Consider the following 24,043-nt stretch of genomic DNA (forward strand, 5'->3'; position numbering starts at 1 on the left):
ATGGATTGTAAGCCGCTTATTTCATTGCTGAAGCGACTTGTTTGGGCGACAAGTCTTGCTTTTCCTCTGTTTGCACATGCAGTTGATAAGACGCCATCACCACGAGTGATGTCGGTGGATTGGACACAGACCGAAACCATGCTTGCACTCGGTGTTGTTCCGGTTGGCATCGCACAAGGGCAAGATTATGACGCATGGGTGAAAGCCCCAATATTACCAAAACAAACAAAAGATGTGGGTTTAAGAACGCAACCCAACATTGAGCGTATCTACGAGCTCAAACCCGACCGTATTTTTATTGCCCCTTATTTTTCTGCGATGGAAAGCCGATTAGCGGAAATTGCGCCTGTTACAACGATAGATCTTTACGGGCAGGGAATCTCGGATTGGTCGGTATTGACTCAATTCACTCGTACTTTCGGCAAAGAATTGGGACGAGAGGTAGAAGCAGAAACGTTTATTGAACAGTCAGAGGCACAGCTTGCCTCACTCAAAGAAAAAGTCGACCAAGATTCAGCGCCATTATTAATGGTCCAGTTTATGGACACTAAACACGTGCGTGTCTTTGGCGAGAACAGTTTGTATTCACAAGCAATAAACCAGCTTGGTCTCTCTAATGCGTGGACGGAAAAAACCAATAGCTGGGGTTTTAGTATGGTCGGTATCGACAAACTCGCGGGAATAAAAGCGCAGATCGTTATTGTGGATCCGCTTCCTCATGGTGGAGAGCAACAGTTGGCACAAGACCAATTTTGGCAATATATCGTAGAACAATCAGGTCACCCTGTTATGCGCGTTGATCCTGTTTGGAGCTTTGGTGCCATGCCCTCTGCGGTTCGCTTTGCTCATTTAGTCGCTGCGGCAAAAGAGAAGGATAACTTCTAATGAGAGCTTTTCCTTTATCCTTAGTGATCTTACTTTCTATGTTTACGGTGTCGGTTGGAGCGTTACATCTGAGTCAAACCACCGCCTTTTCCAATGGTTTAGCAAGCCTTTGGCAGCCTGATTTCCAGTCGATAAATTCCGTTCTTCTTCATTTTAGCTGGTGGCCACGCGTGTTTACGACGGTGATCTCCGGAGCGGGCTTGGCAGTTGCTGGTGTGTTGATGCAACAGGTTCTACGTAATCCGTTGGCATCTCCTACGACTTTAGGCGTTGCGAGTGGGGCGAACTTTACGCTCATGCTTGCCACGTTATTCACACCTTGGATGCTGGACTTTTCTGCCAATTTAGTTGCTTTGGTTGGTGGTGTCACTTCAATGGGGCTAGTGATGTTGTTGTCTTGGCGACGGGCTCTTTCTCCGACCGTTGTTGTTGTTTCTGGCTTGGTGATCAACTTGTATTTTGCTTCTCTGAGTACGGTCATTTTGATGATGAATACGGAGAAGCTCAATGGACTCATGATCTGGGGAGCAGGCTCCTTAGTTCAAAGTGGTTGGGATGATTTCAGCTATCTTGCACCAAGAGTCGCCATTGCTGCACTAGTGGCATTTTTGTTTGCTAAACCTTTGAGCCTTTTGGAGCTATCAGAGCAAGGAGCAAAGAGCTTAGGTGTGTCGCTAGCGAAGCTGCGCTTTGTTTGCCTTGGCTTAGCGGTGCTTATTACTTCTTGGGTTGTGGCGACGGTGGGTATCATCGGTTTTATCGGTCTTGCTGCGCCAGCTATTACACACTTGATTGGTGTGCATAAGATTCAGCACAAACTTTGGATCTCAATGTTGATTGGTGCAATGCTTTTGACCCTCACCGATTTAGTCATTCAACAATTACCGGGTTTGATGGCGAGCTTTATTCCAACAGGAGCTGCCACTGCCGCGTTAGGCGCACCACTGTTACTTTGGTTACTACCTCGATTATCACAAAAGACGCAAGGGCATACGCAAACCGTGCTCACTCGTCATTCGGAGCGCGTCAACAAACTTAACAAACACGCTATCGCATTTACTTTGTTGATCATCTTGGCGGGCATCGTGCTCTTCAGCACCGTTTCCGTTCAGAACGACGGCTGGACATCGCTTTTCTCTACCCATGAATGGCTATTTTTGGAATGGCGCACACCTAGGCTTTTAGCTGCGGCGATGGCCGGGGCTATGCTGGCGATTGCAGGAACCATGATTCAGCGATTAAGTGGCAACCCGATGGCTAGCCCAGAAGTGATTGGTATCAGCTCAGGAACTGCAATGGGCTTGATCATTGCTATGTTTACTGGCGTCGGTGCATCGGTTGTGACTTTGTCTATTGGTGGCTTGACTGGTGCCTTGTTGACGGTACTAATCATTGTCTTGTTGAATAGAAAATCTGGCTTCCAACCAGAACGAATCTTGCTGACAGGTATTGCCATTACTGCGCTCATGAATGCCATCCAGAGTTTTATTTTGGCAACGGGTGACCCACGCAGTTATCAAGCATTGGCTTGGCTTTCAGGCTCGACGTATTACGTGTCAATGGACACGCTGCTCCCGCTCGCTCTTTCTGCCATTGTGTTTATTGGTTTGAGTTTTGTTTGTGTTCGTTGGTTAGATATTTTGCCGATCGGGGCTTCTTCTTCTAAAGCTCTCGGTCTCAAAGTTGACCGTTCTCGTGCCATTTTACTATTGCTTGTGGCTTGTCTTACTGTCAGCGCGACTTTGGTTGTTGGCCCTATTAGCTTCGTCGGTTTGCTTGCGCCACATTTGGCACGTTTGTTTGGCTTTAATAAAGCATCGCAACACATGCTATGTGCCGCCTTGCTTGGTGCAGGCGTGATGCTATTGGCTGACTGGATGGGCAGACAGGTACTTTATCCGCAAGAGATCCCTGCAGGATTGGTGGCATCTCTTATTGGTGGTTTGTATCTGATGTGGGGACTACGTCGACTGTAACGACGATTTGGCTTCATTCCTCACATATCAAAACAATAAAAATCTAGAACTGGGTGATCGCTCTCATCACCCAGTTTGTGATGCTAGCAAAGCACGTCCTGTGTTTTTGCATTTAAGGAAAATCAGTGGTTATGCCGGAACCAACCCGTGTGGGCTTGTCTATTCGCTCAACGCATAAAAGGTTGGAAAGGTTGCCGACAAAAAAGGAGAAAAATGATGAATCGGCAGTTTATGCTAACACCCGCAGCAGTGGCTATTGCGATGGTGCTAGTAACCCCTCAAGTGCTTGCTCAAGAAGATGAAAACATTGTTGTAATTGGTCTACAAGAAGACAGTGCCGTTGGTCCTGATTTTAGCTACCTTGGTGCGAAGAGTCGTACTGCAACGAAGATGGATTTAGCGATCAACGAAACGCCACGCGCTGTTTCCGTTGTGACTCGTGAGCAAATGGATGACCGCGCATCAATCAGTGTCTCAGATGCACTGCAATATACGCCAAGCATTCAAACCAATTATTTTGGTGAAGATAACAAGCAAGATTGGTTTATTATCCGTGGTTTTAAGCAGGCGAATAGTGGCTTATATCAAGATGGAACTCGTCTGTATTCATCTGGATTTTACAGTTGGCAGATTGACCCGTTTGCATTAGAGCGAGTGGAAGTGCTTCGTGGCGCGGCCTCTGTGCTTTATGGTCAAAACCCTCCAGGTGGTGTTATCAATTTAGTGAGCAAACGCCCTCAGTTTGATGGTGGCTCTGGTCAGGTGTCGGTGGAGTATGGTTCTGAAGATCGCAAACAGATTTCTCTGGATGTGAACTCAGAAGTGAATGAGAAGCTTGCTGTTCGTGTGCAAGGTTTGGCGCGAAAGAACGGCACACGTGTTGATGGCGTTGAGGCCGAGCGTTTCCTTATTGCTCCTTCACTGACTTACAAGTTCACTGATACGTCAGAAATTACTTTGCTGACCAGTTACCAAAAAGATGATTCTGACCCATACCTGCAGTTCTTACCTGTAGAGGGAACATTGAAGCCAAACAAAAACGGTAAGATAAGCGATAGTCTTGCGGTCGGGAACACGGATTGGGAAACGTTTGAACGCGAACAGCTTTCTGTTGGTTACGAGTTTGCACATATGTTCAATGACACGACTTCTTTTGTTCAGTCGACTCGTTATAGCCAAATGGACGTCAACCTTCGACAAATGTATTCGTACGTCTATGCTGCTGACGTCCCAGGATTAGGTCCGCTGCTTGATCCTTTGAATGAGCGCAAAAGCATCCTGCGTGCGGCCAGTACAGAAGAGGGCTCTTCTGATGCTTTCAATATTGATAACCGCTTGATGCACAACATGCAATGGGGAAGTGTTGAACATAACCTCATGGTTGGTATTGACTATCAGATGGTCAGTATTGATGGTAAAGACTTTGCAAGCGACCCATTGGTGGCTGATGGAAATTCACTCTTAACCACGCCTATTGGAATCTTGCCAGATCCGCGTTTTGATGTTTTCAACCCAAGTTATTCGAACAATGTTTGGTTGCTAGACCCAACAACGCTTCAGCCTTTGACTGACGCCGACAAGCAGCGAACAAAGGTTGATAACGAGCAGCTTGGTATCTATCTACAAGACCACATTCTGGTCAATGACAAGTGGACGGTTCTTCTTGGCGCACGTTATGATGATACGAGCAATGAGGTTCACAATGTAACGACAGGCTCTCGAACTAAAGTTGATAATGAAGAGTGGACGTTTAGCGTAGGTACTGCATACATTTCAGAGGCTGGTTTTACGCCATACTTTAGTTATTCGCAGTATTTTGATCCTATTATTCAGCAAGACAGTGCAGGCAAGCCTGCGAAGCCAGAAAGTGGAGACCAGTTTGAAATCGGTGTGAAATACCAACCTCGTACGTTCGATGGCTACTTTAATATTGCAGCTTACCAAGCAACGAAAGAGAACCTTGCTCGAATCCACCTCAATCAGTTAACTCAAATTGGTAAAGTAGAAAATAAGGGTATTGAATTTGAAGCAGTAGCAAATGTGACCCCGTCACTGACATTACTTGGTAACATTGCTTATGTGGATTCTGAAATCAAAGAAGATGTGAACGCAGCATGGGTGGGCAATTCTCCATCTCAAGTGGCGAACACGGTATCATCCGCTTGGGCGCATTACCGTTTCCTAGAAGGGACACTTGATGGCTTAGCTGTTGGGCTTGGGGCGCGTTACACCGGTGAATCATACGGCGATAACACTGAAACAATTAAAGTGCCGGGCTACTTCTTGATGGATGCGACGGTGAGCTACCGTATTGGTGATTACAAGTTGCAAGTTGCAGCTAAGAACCTAGCAGATAAAGAGTATGTCGCGACATGTGATGGCTTTTGTTGGTACGGCGACCGTCGTAATGTCATCGCGAGCTTAACCTACGATTGGTAAATATTAGTGTGAAACAAAAATCCCCCGAATTATCGGGGGATTTTTTAGAAATCAGCTTTGCGCACGTAATGAGGGTTTTTGTACTTTTTCTCGGGACCAAAGGTAGAAACCACCAATTTATTCCATAACGCTTTATCGAACTCGCCTTTTGGGATTGAAGGGTAGAGCGTTTCTTCCTCTTCTCTTGCAAAGTTCATGTACTGTTTTTTCTTGATTTGGTTGTACTTTTTAGCAATCTGATTGTGCTTTCTTACCCACTCAAGCTTGTACTCGCGTAATACCTTCTCACCCTTGTCCTCATCCATTCGAGATAAGAATAGGCGTTTGTAAGAAACCTTTCTGTCCAGCATGGTACGCATGACGGTTTGAATGTATTTACCGTGATGAGTAATGGTGATCTCATTCTCATCGATAGGCGTGATGCACCAACTCTTTGGTAAAAAGCTTGGTTTCTTAAATTGCTTATTACGTTCCATTAGCACCTGATGAAGAACCAAATCAGATGTGCCGCGGAAGGTCTTTTGCCACTTAGCGATTCGAATTTGTAGCGAACCTGGCAAGCGATAGATGTTAGTAAACTTATCTTGGTCCATGGACTTCAGTCATGAAATTAACATGCAATAGGAAAATTGATAGACGCGAGTCCCGGCAAGCAGAATGAATCCACTTTGCTGAGGGAAAACGTGTCGGTAATTAGCGCGATTTTACAACGACATCGCTCAAAATAGCGAGGGGTTATGTCAATAATAGGTAAGAAATAAAAAAATTGTTTAGATTATGAATAGAATCAGGTGGTTTTATGGTGATTTTAACTTGAACACCTCCAAAGTAACCTTAGTGTACTTCCGACTTTGTAAAAGGAAAGGGACGTCAGTTTCGAGTCTTCATCAAAAGCTCAAAGCTAGGGCGTAAATCTCATTAGCCTTGCCTGTTCTGAACTTCAAATAGAGTTTTAAGCTCATGAACGCCCCCATTTCTGTTTTAATTGGTTGTTCAGAAACAGGGGAGTCACCATTGTCATCTACGATGTGTTTTTAACTTGCTCCAATATTTTCCTATTTAATGTTTATTTTTCTTGTCTTAACGTTTCTCGTAATTGAAAGAATAATCAACCCGAATGCGGTAAATAGCCCCAAACCCGCGCCATTACGTTTCGTTGGTGTTTTTTCAACATCCCTAGGTACAATATTCTTCGCTGTTTTTCCTTTAATTGGAATTAATTTAACCGCAACGACTTCTTCCTTATCTGAACACGTCGCATTATTGGCGGTGGTTTTATATCCAGAATGACACTTCAGCGCTGTTGCAGAAATAATGCCCGCATCATTAATGTCGCTCGCATCGATAATTCTGAATCGGTTATTTTCTTGGGAGTAAGAGGTGGACGAAGTATCGCTTGAATCTGAACCGTTTGTTAAATCATCCAAATACCACGCTTTTCCATCAAACAGCGTTTTTGCTCTTTCACTGACTTTACTATTTTTTGCATAAGGCAAGATAAACGCTCGTTGTCTACGTGGTTTGCCTTTCGATGCGCGTACCTTTTCTGCATCCACTCTGCCGACAATTTCATTGTATGTATTGATTGCCCCCATTTTTCCACTCGCACCGTCAAAGAAAATCCCGGATTGCAAATAGTTGGCTCGCAATGTTTTTGCTCTTACATCATTGACGACGAATAAACGGTTGGGCGCAGAACCTGTTGGCATTAAATACTGCCCTGAACGTTTCGCTTCACCAATCGCAACGAAGTTAGAGTTAACGCCGGTTAACCTTGAATTGCTATGCAGTGTTTTGTTTTTAATTCGTTGCTGTGCCCCGTCCACGGGTTTGTTGACCCAATCTTCTTTTTTATTTAGGTCGCCAACAAAGACGGTGGCGTCCATGTAGTTGTCTTTCTGATACGAGTTGTAGCCGACGCCATAGACAGTACTACCATCAGTAACAAAGTCTCGCATGCTACCTTGAGCAAGTCTTTTGCCGCCTTTGAGTCGTTTGCTTTGCCATTCGAGTTCTAGCGCATTTCCTTTGTCATCCCATATTGCAGCTTTAGAACTGTGGTTTGCCCCTGATTTTCTCGCCACGCTGCCAACAGTGATAGCGTCATCTGTCGCCCATGCACGGGTTGCGACTATGGCTGCTTGATCGCCTGCAGTAGTAAAGTTTGGTTTAACTGGTGAAATGGTGTCTTTAGAGTCTAATCCAGTCGCCACCGTCCCAATTGGCTTTGCGTCTTTTGTTAAAGCATTAACCACGCTGTTTTTGGTATTTGGGTTAAAGAGAGGGAAGGCTGTGTTGTGGTCACCTTCTACGTATGCGGTTACTGTTGGCTCAGATGCTTCATTGTGACCCAATGACCATGCTTGCCAGAGTGTGCTCGCCCACGCTGAACAAATCTTGTATTTTTTTTCGTTGTCACAGTATCGTTTAAAACCAGATTCACTACCTCGATATGCAAAGCTAGAATCCATTGCAAAAGGTACTTCTTCTCTCAGTTCAGATACATCAATAGGTTTCCCCTCTAGCATAGCCGTTGAGCGAACATCGAGTGCTATTTTGAATTTACTGGCATCACAATTCGCTTCTTTTTCAAAGCAACCGAGTGAGTAAGGTTGTCCAGTAATTGGATCATTAATGTCTCCACTTTGAATCGCGGAACCAAATGAAGATAAATTAGTGTTATCGGGAACGACTTGCACTACTTGATATAGTGCAGCTTGTGAACTTATTGAAAAACCAGCAGTAGCAAGCGCTATAAACTTAATATTCGCTTTTAAACTCATCCATCCAATTCCTATCATTCTAAATAATGTTTTCGGTAATATGTGACCAAGGAATTTATAGATAATTCATTATTGAACGGTGTTTTTTTGTATGTGTTCACGTACAAATAAATACATAAAAATACAAAGTAAATAGTTTTAAAATAAGAATGGATAACGGGTTATATACCCAAGTGACTTCAAGATGTAGGATTCAGAGCGTTGTCATTGATTCGAGGTCAAGGAAAACAACGCAGCGAAATAGCCAGCTCTTTCCAAGTTGTTTGACGCAGCCATTGGTTTAATTAAAAAAGCGGGGCAATGCCACGCTCCCGAAGGGCGAGCTGTCTTGGCTTGTATACTTTGTTGCCGACTCTTGATTTAGAGTGACTAGATCTTTAAATCGTCGCCGCGTCTACAAACCAAGTCATTCTCGCTGAACCTAGCATCTCGAGGTTACTTGGGTATAGTCTAAGAAAACTAGAAATGTAGGCGGTGGAAACCGAAGAACGAGACACCAAATCGGTTCGCCCGTATTGGGGATAAACAAAAGCCCGCAGTATGACCAACGGGCTTAATGTCTGGGTCTGTAGACTGTTTAAACAGCTTCCTCAAACTGTTTGTCATCTTCCTCTTCAAGTTGCTGAATATGTCGATTTGCTTGCTGAAGCTGGTACATCTGCGCGTATCGTCCATTGTGTTTTAACAGCGCTTTGTGCGTGCCACTTTCAACCAAATCGCCATGATGCAAAACGATAATCTGATCGGCATCTAAAATAGTCGATAATCGGTGCGCAATGACGACAAGCGTCATATCTTGGCGCAGAACTTCTAAGCTTTTTTGAATCAGAGCTTCAGTACCCGAATCGATGTTCGCGGTTGCCTCATCCAAGATAAGGATTTTTGGTTTAGCCATCAAAACACGCGCCAGCGCAAGCAACTGCTTTTGACCTGCAGAAAGATTCGTTTCGCCTTGTCCAAGTTGTGTGTCTAGACCATTCGGATAACGACGAATTTGTTCTGCCAATCCTACCTTTTCTAGTGCATCCCAAACTTGAGTATCTTCGACCGCTCTACCTAAAGAAATATTTTCTTTTACGCTAGCAGGTAAGATATGCGGGTCTTGTTGAACCATGGCAACGTCTTTACGAAGTACGTCTTTTCCTAGGGACTTTAATGGGCGACCATCGATGCGTAACTCACCGATGTTCGTTGGATAAAAGCCCATCAGTAGTGATGCGAGGGTACTTTTACCACTGCCGGTATGACCAACAAGAGCGATAAAGTCTTGGTGAGCAGCTTTGAGAGAAATGTCTTTCAACACGTCTTGTTTGCCATCGTAGCTGAAAGTGAGGTTGCTCAATTCGATTGCACCCGTTTGGAGTGGACGGTGATCGTCACCATAGGTTTGTTCTTTCGCATCCATCAACTCGAACACTCGCTCACTCGATACTAATGCTTGCTGAAGTAATGCCAACTGCTGAGTCATTTCAATCAAAGGTTCAGTTACGCGCGCTAAGTAGCTTATGAAGGCATAAAGAACGCCGACACCAATCATTTCTACGCCATTAAAACCAAAGATAGCAACGAGTGAGAGCAGTGCAAGACCCGCGAGTAAATCCATGAGCGGACGCAGTAGGAAGCCGTTCAAACGAATAACTTTCTTTGATGCGACTAAATGATCTGCGGTGAGCCCGTTGAATTGCTTGTTGAATCGTTCTTCTTGCTGCATCAACTGCACTACACTCATGCCTTGAATAGACTCACTCAAGTTGGCGTTAATGTCTGTCAGTAAATCACGCATGTTGCGGTAGCTTTCGGTACTTAGTTTTTTGAACAGGTACATGAAGCCGATAACGATAGGTAGGAGCACTAACACCACGATAGTCAGTTTCCAGCTCATGTAAAACATAACCCCAAGCATTACCAAGATCATCACCGCGTTCTTCACTACCGTCGCGATTAGCAGTTCGTAAAACTGTTGCAGCGATTCCGTGTCGTTGGTGATTCTTGAAACCAACTTACCAGCAGGAGTGTAATCAAACTCGGACAAGGGTTGCTTGATGACGCCAGCGAAAACTTGTTTGCGAATCGTTTTTATTGTGTTGGTCGCCACAATGCTGAACTGCAGCGATTGGAAATATTGAAACGTCGCTGAAATAAGCTGTAATGCGATGTAGCCCGCTGCCAATGAAATCAAAATATCTCGTGAATAATCACCTTTCGCGATGTGTTCATCAATAAAGTATTGAACGAGCCAAGGTCCACCCGCGCTGGCTAACGCGGCTATAAACAGCAGTGCTAAGCCTTTTAACATCGGCTTTGGTTGCGACAATGGGTAAGACAATAACCGTTTAAACGTTGTTGATTGCTTCATTATTCGTCCTCCATTGCTTGTTCTAGTTTTTGATATTGGTACATCTCTGCGTACCAACCTTGCCGCTCAAGAAGCGAGCGATGTTGACCACGTTCTGCGATGTGACCGTGGTTGAGTACGACAATCTCTTCGGCTGCCTCTAGTGCAGTGAGGCGATGAGCGATGACGATTAACGCCTGTTCACGGTAATGCGTCTCTAGGTTCTTTAGTATTTGATGCTCTGTACGCCCATCAACGGCAGATAGTGCGTCATCTAAGACCAGCACTTGTGCATTGAGCAACATGGCGCGAGCAATAGCGATACGTTGTTTCTGACCTCCGGATAGGGTAATGCCTTTTTCGCCCACTTCTGTTTGATAGCCTTCAGGAAACTTCTCAATATCGTCGTGGATACAAGCTAGTTTCGCCGCACGATAAACGTCTTCTTTTGATGCGTCAGGGTTACCTAGAGCGATGTTGTCGAAGATAGATTTAGAGAACAAGAACGGGCTTTGATTGACCACGGCAAAGCGGTTTCGCCATTCTGGTAAGAGTGCGTTTTTGATTTTGATATCACCAAATTGAATCGTACCGTTGTCCATGTCATGTTGACGAAGCAGTAGGGTTAGCAAGGTTGATTTGCCACTACCGACAGGACCTGCAATGCCGAGCATTTTTCCAGGCTCCAAAGTGATGTGAACATCGGTGAGCGCAGCGGGCAGATCTTTTGACCAGTGGAACTCATTAATCTTGATCTGCAAAGGTAATGGAGCCGTGCCTAATGCTGTATCGCCACTGATGATTTCTGGCTTCTCATCAAATATTTCTTGTAGGCGATTCCACGCAGCAGAGCCTCGTTCCAGAATATTGAACAAGAACGCGAATGCCAACATCGGCCAAATCATAAGACCTAAGTACATGGTAAATGCGGTCAAATCCCCAAGTGTAATATCACCTTGGTCAACTAAATACGCACCTGATGCCACGCTTAGGAAGAAAGACATGCCAATGGTCAATTGGATTGCTGGGTCAAAACGTGCGTCAACGCGAGCTACCGCGATATTCTTCTCGCCAGTATCATCGACGACATCTTCAAAACGCTTTTGCTCTTGGTTTTCTAACCCAAAAGCACGCAGCATACGTACGCCATTCAATGATTCTTGAGTCATGTCTGACATTGTAGAGAAAGCTTCTTGTGCGATCTTAAAACGTTTATGCAGAATGCGAACAATGAAAAAGATGATGATCGCGAGGAATGGCATCGGTAAAAGAGCCATTAACGTCAGCTTCCAACTGATTTGTGTCACCATAATAATGAAAACAGCAATACCAGTAATCACCGAATCTGCCGCGGTTAATACGCCTTCACCGGCTGTCATCACGACGTTGCGCACGTCATTGGTGCCACGAGCCATCAGGTCGCCAGTTTTGTATCTTTCGAAGAATCGAGGAGGCTGCGTGGATATATGGCGGTAGAGTCGGTTACGTAAAATAGTGCCTAATTCCCAACTCGCGCCAAATAACCAGATACGCCATAGAATTCGACAGCCATATATCGCAAAAAATAACGCAATAAGACCGGTTAACCACATCAGTAAGGTGCTGGTTTCTAGCGTGTTATCAACCACACCATCGACAATAATGCCGACTGCTTTAGGGGGAACAAGCTGAAGGGCTGAAATGACGGCAAACAATAGGATTGACCCCACATATTGTTTCCATTTGAGTTGGAAGTACCAACGCAGCTGCCAGAATATTCTCATTTCGCCTCCTGCTTAAATTATTGAATTTGTTATAGAACTATTATTGAGCGAATTAATGAGTTTACAAGCGGAATTTTTGAGCGAAATGAAAAACAATACAATGTGTCGATTTGGCAGGAACAGTGTGGTTTGCTGCCTTATGTATCGCTGAAAGGTGTGGATGTAACGAGATAATGTGAATTTATTGTTAATTTGAAGTTTTGAAGGGTTTTGGGTTGTTAGGGGATAAAAGCTTCAAAAGTGATACTCTTGAAGCTCATTCCGAGTGGTTTTAGCAGTCTCTAGTTTGAATTCCGTATTTTATTTGACCACCTGATGTTTTCGGGTAGTAAACCTCAACATAACAAAGATGAGAGATATCTACGGGCTTATTAGCGAAGCCAATCAAGAAGTAAGGTTCATTTTCATCATCCACGCCATACCATCGATTGATAGTCAATTGAGGGTCAAAACCAGCGAGTTCTTGTGCAGGTATTACGTTCTTTATGTATCCGTAATAGCCAATTAAATCCTTAACACCATCGCTATCCAAGTCAATATTCTTGACCTCTCCACCATCGACTTGTTCTTGAGATTGCATGACTGCTTTCGCATAAACTTGATTGTTTGCGGTCATCAAAGCTTCTCTTGCGCCATGCAAGACCGCAATACGGGCGTCTTTTTGGATGTCTAAAAATTTTGGAAACGCCACAACACTTACTATTCCCAGAATGACGATACAAATCACCAATTCTATCAGAGTAAAACCTTTGGAATTACGCACAGCCAACCTCCGAATTTGCTTTTATAGACTGCTATTCTGGAACAAAATTATGGCTGGAAAGGTATTGAAAAAGAATGAAGTTATGCGATGAGTAGTCATGTTCTTATATATAAAACAAATTGCTCATTTTTTTAACTTGAAGTGTGTTTGTTTTTACATAAAAAGTTATTGAGATATCAGTAAGAAAAAGCCCCATTTCAGCTAAAATGAGGCTCGGTAAATCAGGTCGTTATGATGGATTCGTTGCGGTCTGTGAGCCTTGTTTGAAAACAAAACGCCAAATAAAAAGAACTACGGCTATGTATGCTAAACCAACACCAAGAGCTTGCCAGTGCATGCCGTTATACATCGCGATTGGCATCAAAGATATGATGAAGATGTCAGTGATTGAGCCTGGAACGTAAGCGATGGCGTAATCATCAAGTACCTTGCTACGCATCTTTGGATCGACAATACGCAGTAGGGCAATACCCATTGCAACCGTACCCGTCAGCCAACCCCAAGAGAAGATGCCTTTTTCAAACCAATCGTCTCCCATGATGCGTGGAGCCACCCAAAAGATTAACCAAAGTGTGAAACATACGCCGCCAAGAGCTAGTACTACCATAGGCATTAAGTATTGGGCCAAGACGGTAATCTTGATTGCAGAGATACCGAAGATAATCAAATAGTCGGTGCTGATGCCCGCTGCATGTTTGAACGCGCCATCACAAAGGTAACGTGACGCTTTGGTCTGCTTTGCGACAATTCGAACCAACATACCGCCAAGGAACCCGGTTACAAACGTTGGGATCTGCACCTTATCGTGGAAGGAAGATAAATAGTTAGCAGCAACATAGGAGAACGCCGTTACTACAACCACCAATGCGGCGTGAATCGCAAAAGAATCAACCGACAGGGAAGACATAGTGTCTTTCATTACCGGTTCTTGATCATCAGGTTTAACAAGACCTTTGCGTTCGTGTTCGTCCATGCTATCGAATGTCGTAAAGCTACGAATCCAACCCATCTTCAATGCGAATTGCAGCATGAGCATGCCGACAGAAATCGAAATGAAGATACCCACGGTTGCGAAGGTTAAACCTAGTGTGAAGCCATCTTCCCAACCAAGCCCCGTGAATATTTCGCCAACAACAGAAGCTGAACCGTGACCGCCCATAAAGCCTGCAGACATTGTCACGCCAAAGCCTGGATTAATCTCTGGCCAGAAGAAGGTAGTGATCGCGAGGCCAAACATTGCTGCAAATAACCACTGTGAAACAGAAGCGATTTGGTTGAATGCCCACAATGAGCCAGCGCGCTGTGCGACGGTCTTAGGTGATGGGACATCAGTTGCCAGACCTAACGCAGAAAAAAGTGCAGCAGTTAATAGGCTTGCGTTAGCGGTAAATGTATCGGTCCACGGCAGTATGTTTAGCAGGGCTGGTCCAAAAATCAGACCGAATAATCCCGCGAGAACCGCCGATGGAATGTACATACGTTGTAGTAGTGGCGTGTGAACGCGAATGACTTTTGCCAAAATCAATAGTAAGCCAGCAATGGCTAAGTCAGTCAGCATTAGACCTTTAGGCATTTTATCCTCCAGTAAATGCAGTCAAGGGGTAGCGTCCTTGTGACCAACCTTGATTGAAAAATCGCTCCCAACGAAAAAAGTCACATACGTGACCAAAAGTGTTGAGAAATCAATGTCGTTTTCATAAGCAAAGGAATGTGCTTATGCAGTTTGAAATGAGTGCAAATGTCGTGATTACGCACGAACTTGGAGAGAAATTAGACTAAATTCTCGATGTTATTTTGATAGTTCACTCAGGAAAGGCGGCAATCCTAGTCACTTTGTCAGGGCAATGCAATTGATGGGAATCAATAAATTATGTTCATCAAACGAGCGTTCTGTACTAACAGTATGAAAAATAAAGATAATTAATGAGAAATAATATTTGTCATATCGACAATAAAAACTAATTGCTTGGTTAAATTACAGCCGTTTTGTCTGTTTGTATTATTGGCTCACATGAGAAAGAACAAAATCGACGAAGGTGCGATTTTTAAGGGAAAGCTGTTTTGAACGGTAAAGCAGGTGGATCGGCTTTGGTTTGGGAGTGTGTGAATGGAGAATTTCTACCAACGCGCCAGACTGGATTTCTTGTTCAACTAAGATCTTTGGTTGTAGAAGAACACCAGAGCCTTTTAACGCGGCAAACTTAAGCACATCACCATTATTAGACGTTAATCGGGTGTTGCTGTTTCCAAAGGTATTAGATGGCATGTTCACCACTTGTTGGCTTTCTCCTTGGTGATACTGAAATCCCAAACAATGATGATGTTCAAGGTCATCAAGCGATTGGATAGGGGCATGTTGCTCAAGGTAAGAGGGTGAGGCGCAGTAAGTCATGCCGTATTCCCCGAGTTTTCTTGCAACTAACGATGAATCGACCAACTCACCAATACGAATAATCACGTCTGCTTCGCTTCGATATGGGTCAATCAAACTGTTATCCAACATTAACTCAACGTTCAGTTCGGGAAATTCTGCTAAGAAGTCAGCCACGATGGGCGCAATCACCTTTTTACCATAGGTAACTGGGCAGTTAACTTTTACTGTTCCAGTTGGGCGGTTGATCAGCGTCTGGATTAGGTTCTCAGCGTTGGTGATGTCTTCAATAATGCGGTGGCACTCTTGATAGTAGAGTCTGCCAGCTTCGGTCAAGGACTGTTTGCGCGTGGTGCGATGAATCAGCTGCGTACCTAAGTTTTGCTCAAGAAAGCTCACGTGTTTGCCAACCATGGTCGGTGAAATGTCAAAGTGGTGTGCGGCGTTACGAAAGCTGCCATGTTCGACCACGTAAGCGAAAACCTTCATGCTTGTTAATTTATCCATTACACACCCAGAGTTGATAAAGAAATAACTAAAGCAGAGTTTATCAATCATATGAGGTTAATTACAGTGGACGTATGATTAAGAGTGGAGAAAGAGATCCATCATGAGCAAGACGATTTTTGTTACCGCCGAACTGAAAATGAATGCCGATAAGCCAAGACAACAAGTGGTTGAGACCATTGAACAATTTTGCCTTGATATGCAGAGCGAAGCTGGGTGTTTGCAAGCGAATGCGACCTACGATTCGAAAGACCCACTGCGTGTGATTCTTTGGGAGCGATATGAAAACCGCGCCGCGATTGAAGCGCATTTTGCTATGCCGCATACACAAGCGTTCATTGCAGCTGAAATGGCAGAGTTAGTCCAAGCATTCGAAACTCAAGCGCAATAGGAGACGTGAACATGAAATGGGGCATTTTAGGCACAAGCTTTATCTCAGGTGTCATGGCAGAGGCAATCCAAGGCGATGACAAGAGTAAGCTCTACGCAGTTGCTGGACGTTCGGAACGGAACTTGAATGCATTTGCTGAGCAATATGGCATCGAGAATACCTTCACCGATTACGATGCGTTGATTGCCGATGAACAAGTCGACATTATTTACATCGCACTACCAAATCACCTTCATCATGACTTTATCGTCAAAGCGGCAGAGCAGGGTAAAGCGATTCTTTGTGAGAAGTCACTTTCGGTAGATATGGAAAAAACTGAGCTGGCTCTAAAGGCAGTCGAATCGCACAAGGTATTCTTTGCTGAAGGCTTGATGTACTTGCATCACCCGTTGATCAGCGAGTTACTTTCGGTGCTTAAATCGGGAGAGATCGGTGAACTTCGCTCCATCCATACTTCTTATATTGCGTCGATTGCGCAGTTTGTTAATCCAGACAGCAAAGGTGCTTTGTATAATTTAGGTTGCTACCCAATATCATTGGTGCACTTGGTGGTGAAAACCATGTTGGGTGAACAAGCCTTTGGAAACCGCTCTATGACGGCGATTGGTCGACGAGGTAACGATGGGAATATCTGTGAATCGAGCTTGATGATGCAATTCGGTGAGCAACAAACGGCGAGCGTGCATACCGCCGAAGATCACGGATTGAAACACCAATTCACCATTCTGGGTAGCAAAGGCTGTATTACGTTAGACTCGAACCCATGGCTACCAACGCAAGATAACCAGTTTAGTGTGGAAATTTACGAGACGTCGAAGCGTGAAGTGTTTGTACCGGCAGCTGGGGACGCTTTCTTCTATCAAGTGCACACTATTCGCCAAGCGGTTGAGGAGGGGCGTACCTCGTTAGAAAACCCTTGTGCAACATGGGAAGACTCTCACCGCATTATGCAGATACTGACTGAGTGGGAATCACTGGCTTCAAAGTAAGTCTGTACTTGAACCAATGAACATAAAAACGGCGCACTAAATCCAATGATCAGTGCGCCGTTTGTATTTTGGGTTTAATCTCGGTTAAATGCGATTATCGCCGGTGCTGAACGCAATAACTTGGCTGATTTCAGACAGACTTCTACCACTTTCTTGTTGCCATTGCACAAACGCTTTGTTGGTGGCGTCGAGCGACTTTTTAGTGTCTTTGCCACCTTCAATGATCTTGCAATTACGCAGGTAAGCCTCGACGTCGCTAGACAAGATAAAGGTATCAACGCCCATTTGGCGAAGTGTGTAAGGACCGGTATTTCCACCTAGGCGATTACCGTGTTTCTTCAAATATGCCCATAGGTCGGTGATTTTCTCTTGCGGCCAATCGGCAACCATTTTGCCAAACGAGCCGTATTCGATTTTTGCTTCGTGGATCATACGAGCATTAGCAGGGATCGACATGACTTTAGTGAGATGGCGAATGATGCGTTTGTCGGTTGCTTTGGTTTCCCATTGCTCGTCTGACAGCATTAACAAGGGCTCAATCTTAAATCCGAAGAATACTTCTTCGAAGTTCGGCCACTTGTTGCGAACCACGCTCCACGAAATCCCACTTTGGAATACCTTCATCGAAAAAGCGGCCAGCCAACGGTCATCGGGAATCGCTGCCAATTCTTCTTTGCTTAGTGGATGAGACAAAAGCGCTTCAAGTTGATCTTCACCACCTTTACGCTCAGCAGCGCGCTGATAAATCGCGTCAAATTTTTCGATACTCATAAAAGAAGTTAGTCCTAGTTTATGTCGATATTTGCGAAACATACTACGCTTAAGTGGCTGAATCGTAAATTGATGGAGTGTCACAAATGAAGAAGGTCACATTAACGTTTGTCGGAGAAGGTTCGGATCGTATTGCGGAAAAATTCTATGCGTGGATGACGGACGGTGGGTTGGAAGACAGCATGATTGAGAATTTATCTGACCGTGAAATCTCAGTGGTCGGCATCAGTGATATGGATAATGAAACGCGTGACGTGGTAATCAATACGGAAATGAACTAACGAACCGCTTTTCGTCAGCAAGTAGAATCAGATAAAACAAAGCCCTTCACGAGAAGGGCTTTGTTGCGTTTATAAGCGTGAGAGCCTAGTTATTTACCAGTGTCAGACCGCTTGGTAGTGCATCACCGAAGATACGCTTCGATTCGCTCTCAGATAGCTCTTTGACTTCTTCAACCAGTGATACCCAAGATTCAGGCACCTTGCTTTGCTTCAGCTTGGTGAGAACTTGTTCACGGTAGTCGTCTGAGATATCAAATAGGCGGTCGCCCGTCTTACGACAAATCATTACGGCTGCGAAAGCGATCATTGGCTCTTTCTGCCAGTTTTGCTCTAACAGCTTAGGCAACCATTGTTCCGCTTGTTCACGAGGAATGACGTTATGCTGGCTGCCATACAAAGGCGTACGCGATGCCAAGCGACCCATTGCCCACCAGTGCGCTTGTTCGAACTGGTTATGGTTGATGGCTTTGCTCAAGAACCACGTAGCCAATAGAACCTTGTCTTCGACTTCTAAATGCTCCAGAGAAGCAGACAAGCGCACCATAGACTCGTAACCCATATCTTGTGCCGCTTTGGCGGATTGTGGGTTTTTCATCGCGCCAGGGTGTAGGTATTTCGCGATGTCCGCCAAGATAGTCTCTTGTTGCTCTTGGCTTAAACCACCTGCGATACGACGCCAGAATACCCACCAGTCAGTCCAACCTTGATGGTTCTTAAACTGAATGTTTTGCTGGTAGAGACCCCAAACTTGCTCAATGCGCCATGAGTCGGTTGGATCGCCAAAGCCCGGACGCAACGCAAAGCCCGCCAAACGAAGCCAGTTTTTCTCGTGTTGTTCAGAGCGGCGGCGACGCTTACGCCCTTGTGCAAAGGTATCAAACAGTTGACGTAGGGTCGTGAAATCCCACTCGTCACGTTTGCCAAGTTTCTTCTCAAGATCTTTGGCTAAGGTTTTGATCTCTTTGCTTTCTGCGCTTTTCTTGTTACCGCTGTAAAGGCGAGCGATCAGCTCCTTACATTCGTTCAGTTTAGGGTGAAGCTTAACTTGCTCGCTGTCGTCGGTTTGCTTGTTACGAACTTCGAACTCCAGCTCCCAACGTTTGTTATCGTCTTCTGCGCTGACACATTCCATCTTAAGCGTGCCGACTTCGGTCAACTGACACGCCAGTTGCACTTCTACGCGCTCTTTCTGGTTGGCTTGCAGTTCGGCACCTTCACCTTCAAGGGTGGTGATATAAGGTGGCAGAGGAGCAAATAAGTCGGGGTCAACGTCAACCATCACGCCGTTTTGAATAGCGGTGTTATTGGTTAAGGTGTCGTGGGTAGAAGTCAGCAGGTTAAAGCGAACAGGTTCACCTAGAGTAAGCGAGAAACGACGACCACTTAAGCGGATCTCGTGACCTTCTTCTGTGCCTTTTGCAAGCAAACAGAGCGCTTTGCCCATCTTGTTCTTCTCTTGAAGGTGCAAGAAGTAAGAACGCGCTGCACCACCACCAATTTTTAGCTGTGCACCACGACGTGCTTTACCAAAGGCAACAGCACCCAGTGCAACAGACCAATCTGGATGTGGGTTATCTAATACCGTAACCGGAGCGCCGCGCCAATCGGACAGTAGGGTAGTGACACGCTCAGTCACAAGTTCACTATTGAACACACCACCGTTGAGTAGCAAACCGACTGGAATGGCATTTTGTTTGTCGTCTTCAATGCCAAGAGCGGCACGAGCAACTTGTTGGTGTTGAGTTAAGAACTCGGCAACGTGCTTGCTCACTGCAGGGTCTGCAACGTATGGAAGACCAAACTCAACAACGGCGCTGCGGCGTTTGTCTGGCACTTCACTGAAATCAGAAAGCGGGAAGAAGCCATCTAAAGCGATTTGGTGTACTTCTTGTTTGCTCAGCCCAATACTTTTTGTTCCGCCAAGAAGTTTTGAGCCGCTGCCCAGCATGGTGATTTTCACTTCTTCAGGCGCGTTCGCTGAAAGCAGGTTCTCTTTCGCCTTGCGAGTTTGCTGAATCAGCTTAGTCAGGCTTGCTGCAGTGAGCTTTTTACTTTGATTGAAGCGGCTTTCCGCAAGGTGCGCTAATGCTAAGTCGAGGTTGTCACCACCAAGCATCAAGTGTTCGCCAACACCAATACGATCAAGGGCTAACTCATCTTGAGAAGAGAAACTTGCTTCAATCAAGCTCAAGTCGGTGGTACCACCACCCACATCGCACACTAGGATCAGTGGCAACTCTTTGAGCTCATCAGCTGCGGTTTGCTGGTGGCGTGCGTACCAGTCGTAACATACGGCTTGTGGCTCTTCGAGCAGGACGATTTTCTTTAAACCAGCCAGTTCAGCCGCTTCAAGCGTGAGCTTACGAGCGGTTTCATCGAACGACGCTGGAACGGTCACAACCACATCTTGGTCTTCTAGCTTATTGCTAGGATGACGGTAGTTCCATGCTTGACGAATGTGGTTGAGGTAGCTTGCGCTGGCAATAACGGGTGAGACTTTATCTACGTCTTGCGCACCAGCCCAAGGAAGAATGTCTGAGCTACGATCCACTGCTTGGTGCGATAACCAGCTCTTAGCACTGGATACCTGACGTCCTTCCACCTTTGCGCCTAATTCACGAGCCCATTCACCCACGATCACATTACTAATGTCGCCAGATACAGGTTCGTTTTCCCAAGGAAGTGTCAGGTCAGAAGGGGATATTTGACCAATCGCAGGGTGGTAGCGGAAAGAGGGCAGCAGTGGCTTACGAACCACTTCACCCGGACCAATCAATTGGTCGATGTCGAATAGGGATACTTCGGATTGTTCAAGGTTGTCGGTGATTTCACAGTACGCCACAACAGTGTTTGTGGTGCCAAGGTCAATACCAACAAGAAAACGAGGAGATGCCATACAAACCTTCGTGTATTTAAAAACGGCACCCGATTGGATGCCGTTTGATTTCTATTTATTCTTCTTCGTTTGAGTTGCTTTTCGCGTCTTCGCGCACATCGAACTCAACATGCCATTTTTGACCGTTATCAGCGGCAATGGCTTCTAAGTAAAGCGTACCAAGCTCTGTGACGCGAGAGGCTAGGGTTACTGGAACCACTTCACCTTCACGACGACCTTCAGATACAGGCAGCGTTACTTGGATTTCTGGAAGCTCTTCAAGCTCTTCTGGTGCCCAGTAGTCTAGGTGAGTACCTGCTAGGTCATCACGACGAACGGTTGAGCCGAAGAATTGGAAGTTAACCGGTTGACCAATGATCAAACCAAACTCTTGGCTTGGTACGTCAACGCTTGAACCTTCTTCCATACCAAATGGTGCAACACAAAGTGCTTCCATTGGAGGCGCCATGCCCGGAATCGCTGGCATCGCACTTTCGATACCCACGTAGTACGCCGAAGCAATACCACCACGGATACGAACGCCTTGACCACGACGTACAGAGCCGTAGTAAGCTGCACCGCTAGCAACCGCAAGGTCTAGATCCACACCTGTTAGGCGTTTTGCCATTTCAGCATCTGCTTCAATTAGCCATTCGTTGATCGTGTCTTCTAGACGAGTTGCTAGAAGTTTCGATTTCAGAACACCACCGTTGAATAGGATTGCGGTTGGCTTGATGAAGTCAGCTGATTGCGCTGCATCCGCACCCGGCATGCCAGGCATGTTAGCGAATGGATTGAAATCTTGAACTGCTGCTTCTGCGCCATTTCCTGAAGCAGAAAGAGCATTGGCTTGTTTAGACAAGAACGCAGCAATGTGACGAGTAATACCCGCATCTTGCGCGTAAGGCAGACCCATTTGCGTTAGTGCACCACGGTTACGTTGAACAGGGTGGTCAGTAATCGCAACTTGAGGGAAGAAGCCGTCAACCAGTGTTTGTTGTACTTCTTCTTGAGTCAGTTCTGTTTTCAGCGTTGCGCCAAGCAGTTTAGAACCACGGCTTGGTACTACGATTGGCACTGACTGAAGTTCGCTGTCGTTCAATAGCGCTTCTTTCGCGTCACGACATGCGTGCGTCATTGCCTGAACTTGCCATGGTTGTAGCTCTTTGCCTTCTTGCGCTAGCTTCATCTTCAAGCGGTACGCAAGTGCAAGGTCCATGTTGTCACCGCCAAGTAGGATGTGTTCACCTACCGCGATACGGTTCAGAGTTAGGTTGCCGTCGTCTTCAGTTACTTCAACCAAAGAAAGGTCAGTCGTACCACCACCGATATCTACTACAAGTACGATGTCGCCAACTTCAACTTCGTCGCGCCATTTGTCGTTGCTGTTATCGATCCAGTTGTAAAGTGCAGCTTGTGGCTCTTCTAGAAGCGTTAGGTGCACAAAACCAACGTTGCGAGCTGCTTCTGCTGTTAGATCGCGAGCAGCAGGATCGAAAGAAGCAGGAACCGTAATAGTCACGTCTTGATCAGCAAGGTTGTGATTTGGGTTGGTGTGATTCCAAGCGTCTTTTAGGTGCTCTAGGTAAAGCTCTGTCGCGCGAAGAGGGGATACTTTTTCCACTTCTTCTGGGCTACCTGCTGGCAGGAATGCATCACGACGGTTCACACCAGCGTGGCAAAGCCAAGATTTCGCACTTGCAACAAGACGAATTGGTGTTTTTGAACCTAGGTTACGTGCAATTGCACCAACCAGAGCTTTTGGCTCGCTCGACCACGGAAGAACGCGTGATTGCGGGTTCATTTCGTGCTCGTGCGGCTGGTATAGGAAAGAGCCTAATTGGCTACGAGTCTCTACCGTACCCGGCGCAGTAAGCTGCGGGATAGGCATCACTTCAACGCGAGCGTCTTCGTCGTGAGTATCAACAAAAGACATGACACAGTGTGTTGTACCTAAGTCGATACCAACACTGAATTTAGGCGTTTGTTGAGTTTCAACAGACGCTTCTTGAGAATGGTTTTCTTGGTTCATGTGTTCCATTACAGCTCAACCTCAGCTGGAGCGATCACAGATGCATCGTAGTTCTCCGCTAGTTTTGGCAACGTCATTGATGTTGCTTTCCAACCTTTGTGAACTAGCGTGCCGTTGAATGGCGCGCTGCCTGTTACGTTGCCAGTTAGGCGGATTTCTTGTGGGTTGAAGCCTTCTTCAACCGTAATGCGAGTTTCTTCGTCTTCGTTACGAACGTGCGCTAGCGTCACGTAGTCGTTCAGTACTTTCTGACCGCCAGTGTGGATTACGCGAGCGGCTGCGCCGACTTCTTCATCAGAGAATGACGTTAGGTCTTCTTTTAAGAAGTCAATTAGGCGAGCTTCTTGTTGCATGATAGAAAGCAGCTGCATTGCAGAGTCCGTTGACGCTGTCGCAAGTTTTGATTCAACTTCTACAACACGCTCTACGACTTTCTCAACTTCCACTACTTTTTCTACTTCAACGATCTTCTCAACTGGTTTCTCAACCTCGACGATTTTCTCGACCGGTTTTTCTACCACTTTCTCAATCACTTTAGATTTACGAGATACTGCGATCAGAAGAAGCAAAACGCTCGAAGCCGCTAGACCTGCGTGAAGCATATCGAACGTTTGAGGAATTAGGTTCAAATCAATGTTCATGACATTTTTCTCTTTCTATTGATTTATTGGCGCTTAGTATTGGCTCACACATGTTTACTAAAGAGATCGGCTTTGCGACCTGCACCAAGTTTAGACATTAAAATGATGGTGGATGGTAGCATATTCAAGGCTTAAGACTGTAATAATTCGTGAATATACCGCATGATTAGCATGAAAAATCAACGATTAGATGGGGACGCAAACGTTGTTGCTTGATGTTTACCCACATGTGGCGCAGTAT

General features: G+C 45.5%; 17 protein-coding genes. 6 read left to right on the forward strand and 11 right to left on the reverse strand.

The genetic code is table 11. The features are described from left to right. From OH459_RS16455 to OH459_RS16465, 3 genes are all read left to right on the forward strand, one after another. Positions 1–885, forward strand: coding sequence for an ABC transporter substrate-binding protein (locus tag OH459_RS16455; RefSeq protein ID WP_269987696.1), 885 nt, complete (start codon positions 1–3; stop codon positions 883–885). Continuing rightward, complete coding sequence (gene fhuB / locus OH459_RS16460) at positions 885–2,861, forward strand: Fe(3+)-hydroxamate ABC transporter permease FhuB (RefSeq protein WP_269987698.1); 1,977 nt, start codon at positions 885–887, stop codon at positions 2,859–2,861. The genes OH459_RS16455 and fhuB overlap by 1 nt, the downstream gene beginning before the upstream one ends. 216 nt (positions 2,862–3,077) lie before the next feature. Next, positions 3,078–5,300 (forward strand): TonB-dependent siderophore receptor, encoded by a 2,223-nt coding sequence (locus OH459_RS16465; protein ID WP_269987779.1) that lies wholly within the window; start codon positions 3,078–3,080, stop codon positions 5,298–5,300. A gap of 44 nt (positions 5,301–5,344) precedes the next feature. Here OH459_RS16465 and OH459_RS16470 read toward each other — a convergent pair whose 3' ends face one another. From OH459_RS16470 to OH459_RS16500, 7 genes are all read right to left on the reverse strand, one after another. Then, positions 5,345–5,893 carry an MSHA operon transcriptional regulator gene (locus OH459_RS16470; protein WP_256901949.1) on the reverse strand — a complete coding sequence of 183 codons (549 nt, stop codon included), beginning with the start codon at positions 5,891–5,893 and terminating at the stop codon, positions 5,345–5,347. A gap of 462 nt (positions 5,894–6,355) precedes the next feature. Then, positions 6,356–8,083, reverse strand: a complete 1,728-nt coding sequence (locus OH459_RS16475; protein ID WP_269987700.1) for a DUF3466 family protein — start codon at positions 8,081–8,083, stop codon at positions 6,356–6,358. 577 nt (positions 8,084–8,660) lie between these two features. Next, positions 8,661–10,439: an ABC transporter transmembrane domain-containing protein gene (locus OH459_RS16480; protein WP_059678599.1), complete on the reverse strand. Its 1,779-nt coding sequence runs from the start codon at positions 10,437–10,439 to the stop codon at positions 8,661–8,663. After that, a complete protein-coding gene (locus OH459_RS16485; protein WP_038898675.1) occupies positions 10,439–12,181 on the reverse strand; it encodes an ABC transporter transmembrane domain-containing protein in 1,743 nt (580 codons plus the stop codon). The genes OH459_RS16480 and OH459_RS16485 overlap by 1 nt, the downstream gene beginning before the upstream one ends. 271 nt (positions 12,182–12,452) lie before the next feature. After that, positions 12,453–12,944: a type II secretion system protein gene (locus OH459_RS16490; protein ID WP_005451816.1), complete on the reverse strand. Its 492-nt coding sequence runs from the start codon at positions 12,942–12,944 to the stop codon at positions 12,453–12,455. A gap of 229 nt (positions 12,945–13,173) precedes the next feature. Next, a complete protein-coding gene (locus tag OH459_RS16495; protein ID WP_053049171.1) occupies positions 13,174–14,517 on the reverse strand; it encodes a sodium/glutamate symporter in 1,344 nt (447 codons plus the stop codon). A 426-nt stretch (positions 14,518–14,943) separates the two neighbouring features. Further along, positions 14,944–15,822: a LysR family transcriptional regulator gene (locus tag OH459_RS16500; protein ID WP_269987702.1), complete on the reverse strand. Its 879-nt coding sequence runs from the start codon at positions 15,820–15,822 to the stop codon at positions 14,944–14,946. A gap of 103 nt (positions 15,823–15,925) precedes the next feature. On the opposite strand from OH459_RS16500, the gene OH459_RS16505 reads away from it, so the two are divergent. Then, the gene (locus tag OH459_RS16505; protein WP_009698079.1) at positions 15,926–16,213 is read left to right on the forward strand and encodes a putative quinol monooxygenase; all 288 of its coding nucleotides are present in this window, start codon (positions 15,926–15,928) and stop codon (positions 16,211–16,213) included. A gap of 11 nt (positions 16,214–16,224) precedes the next feature. Then, positions 16,225–17,202 carry a Gfo/Idh/MocA family protein gene (locus OH459_RS16510; RefSeq protein ID WP_269987703.1) on the forward strand — a complete coding sequence of 326 codons (978 nt, stop codon included), beginning with the start codon at positions 16,225–16,227 and terminating at the stop codon, positions 17,200–17,202. Between the two features lie 84 nt (positions 17,203–17,286). Here OH459_RS16510 and OH459_RS16515 read toward each other — a convergent pair whose 3' ends face one another. After that, a complete protein-coding gene (locus OH459_RS16515) occupies positions 17,287–17,973 on the reverse strand; it encodes a DNA-3-methyladenine glycosylase I (protein ID WP_017819464.1) in 687 nt (228 codons plus the stop codon). 86 nt (positions 17,974–18,059) lie between these two features. Here OH459_RS16515 and OH459_RS16520 point away from each other — a divergent pair, with 86 nt between their 5' ends. Continuing rightward, positions 18,060–18,254: a hypothetical protein gene (locus tag OH459_RS16520; protein WP_005377692.1), complete on the forward strand. Its 195-nt coding sequence runs from the start codon at positions 18,060–18,062 to the stop codon at positions 18,252–18,254. Between the two features lie 85 nt (positions 18,255–18,339). Here OH459_RS16520 and OH459_RS16525 read toward each other — a convergent pair whose 3' ends face one another. Genes OH459_RS16525 through OH459_RS16535 form a run of 3 tightly spaced genes read right to left on the reverse strand, consistent with a single transcriptional unit; the run spans position 18,340 to position 23,802 of the window. Beyond that, positions 18,340–21,150 carry an Hsp70 family protein gene (locus tag OH459_RS16525; RefSeq protein ID WP_269987704.1) on the reverse strand — a complete coding sequence of 937 codons (2,811 nt, stop codon included), beginning with the start codon at positions 21,148–21,150 and terminating at the stop codon, positions 18,340–18,342. A gap of 55 nt (positions 21,151–21,205) precedes the next feature. Then, a complete protein-coding gene (locus OH459_RS16530) occupies positions 21,206–23,170 on the reverse strand; it encodes an Hsp70 family protein (protein WP_269987705.1) in 1,965 nt (654 codons plus the stop codon). Next, positions 23,170–23,802, reverse strand: a complete 633-nt coding sequence (locus OH459_RS16535) for a DUF2760 domain-containing protein (protein ID WP_005434042.1) — start codon at positions 23,800–23,802, stop codon at positions 23,170–23,172. Before OH459_RS16535 ends, OH459_RS16530 begins: the two co-directional genes overlap by 1 nt. Positions 23,803–24,043: the final 241 nt, after the last annotated feature.

Source organism: Vibrio sp. MM46, from assembly GCF_027587135.1.
GTDB classification, from domain to species: domain Bacteria; phylum Pseudomonadota; class Gammaproteobacteria; order Enterobacterales; family Vibrionaceae; genus Vibrio; species Vibrio harveyi.

Excerpts from the sequence above, each read along its gene's own strand:
- OH459_RS16455 (WP_269987696.1), top strand. The coding sequence starts at position 1 with ATGGATTGTAAGCCGCTTATTTCATTGCTGAAGCGACTTGTTTGGGCG.
- fhuB (WP_269987698.1), top strand. The coding sequence starts at position 885 with ATGAGAGCTTTTCCTTTATCCTTAGTGATCTTACTTTCTATGTTTACG.
- OH459_RS16465 (WP_269987779.1), top strand. The coding sequence starts at position 3,078 with ATGAATCGGCAGTTTATGCTAACACCCGCAGCAGTGGCTATTGCGATG.
- OH459_RS16470 (WP_256901949.1), bottom strand. The coding sequence starts at position 5,893 with ATGGACCAAGATAAGTTTACTAACATCTATCGCTTGCCAGGTTCGCTA.
- OH459_RS16475 (WP_269987700.1), bottom strand. The coding sequence starts at position 8,083 with ATGAGTTTAAAAGCGAATATTAAGTTTATAGCGCTTGCTACTGCTGGT.
- OH459_RS16480 (WP_059678599.1), bottom strand. The coding sequence starts at position 10,439 with ATGAAGCAATCAACAACGTTTAAACGGTTATTGTCTTACCCATTGTCG.
- OH459_RS16485 (WP_038898675.1), bottom strand. The coding sequence starts at position 12,181 with ATGAGAATATTCTGGCAGCTGCGTTGGTACTTCCAACTCAAATGGAAA.
- OH459_RS16495 (WP_053049171.1), bottom strand. The coding sequence starts at position 14,517 with ATGCCTAAAGGTCTAATGCTGACTGACTTAGCCATTGCTGGCTTACTA.
- OH459_RS16500 (WP_269987702.1), bottom strand. The coding sequence starts at position 15,822 with ATGGATAAATTAACAAGCATGAAGGTTTTCGCTTACGTGGTCGAACAT.
- OH459_RS16505 (WP_009698079.1), top strand. The coding sequence starts at position 15,926 with ATGAGCAAGACGATTTTTGTTACCGCCGAACTGAAAATGAATGCCGAT.
- OH459_RS16510 (WP_269987703.1), top strand. The coding sequence starts at position 16,225 with ATGAAATGGGGCATTTTAGGCACAAGCTTTATCTCAGGTGTCATGGCA.
- OH459_RS16515 (WP_017819464.1), bottom strand. The coding sequence starts at position 17,973 with ATGAGTATCGAAAAATTTGACGCGATTTATCAGCGCGCTGCTGAGCGT.
- OH459_RS16520 (WP_005377692.1), top strand. The coding sequence starts at position 18,060 with ATGAAGAAGGTCACATTAACGTTTGTCGGAGAAGGTTCGGATCGTATT.
- OH459_RS16525 (WP_269987704.1), bottom strand. The coding sequence starts at position 21,150 with ATGGCATCTCCTCGTTTTCTTGTTGGTATTGACCTTGGCACCACAAAC.
- OH459_RS16530 (WP_269987705.1), bottom strand. The coding sequence starts at position 23,170 with ATGGAACACATGAACCAAGAAAACCATTCTCAAGAAGCGTCTGTTGAA.
- OH459_RS16535 (WP_005434042.1), bottom strand. The coding sequence starts at position 23,802 with ATGAACATTGATTTGAACCTAATTCCTCAAACGTTCGATATGCTTCAC.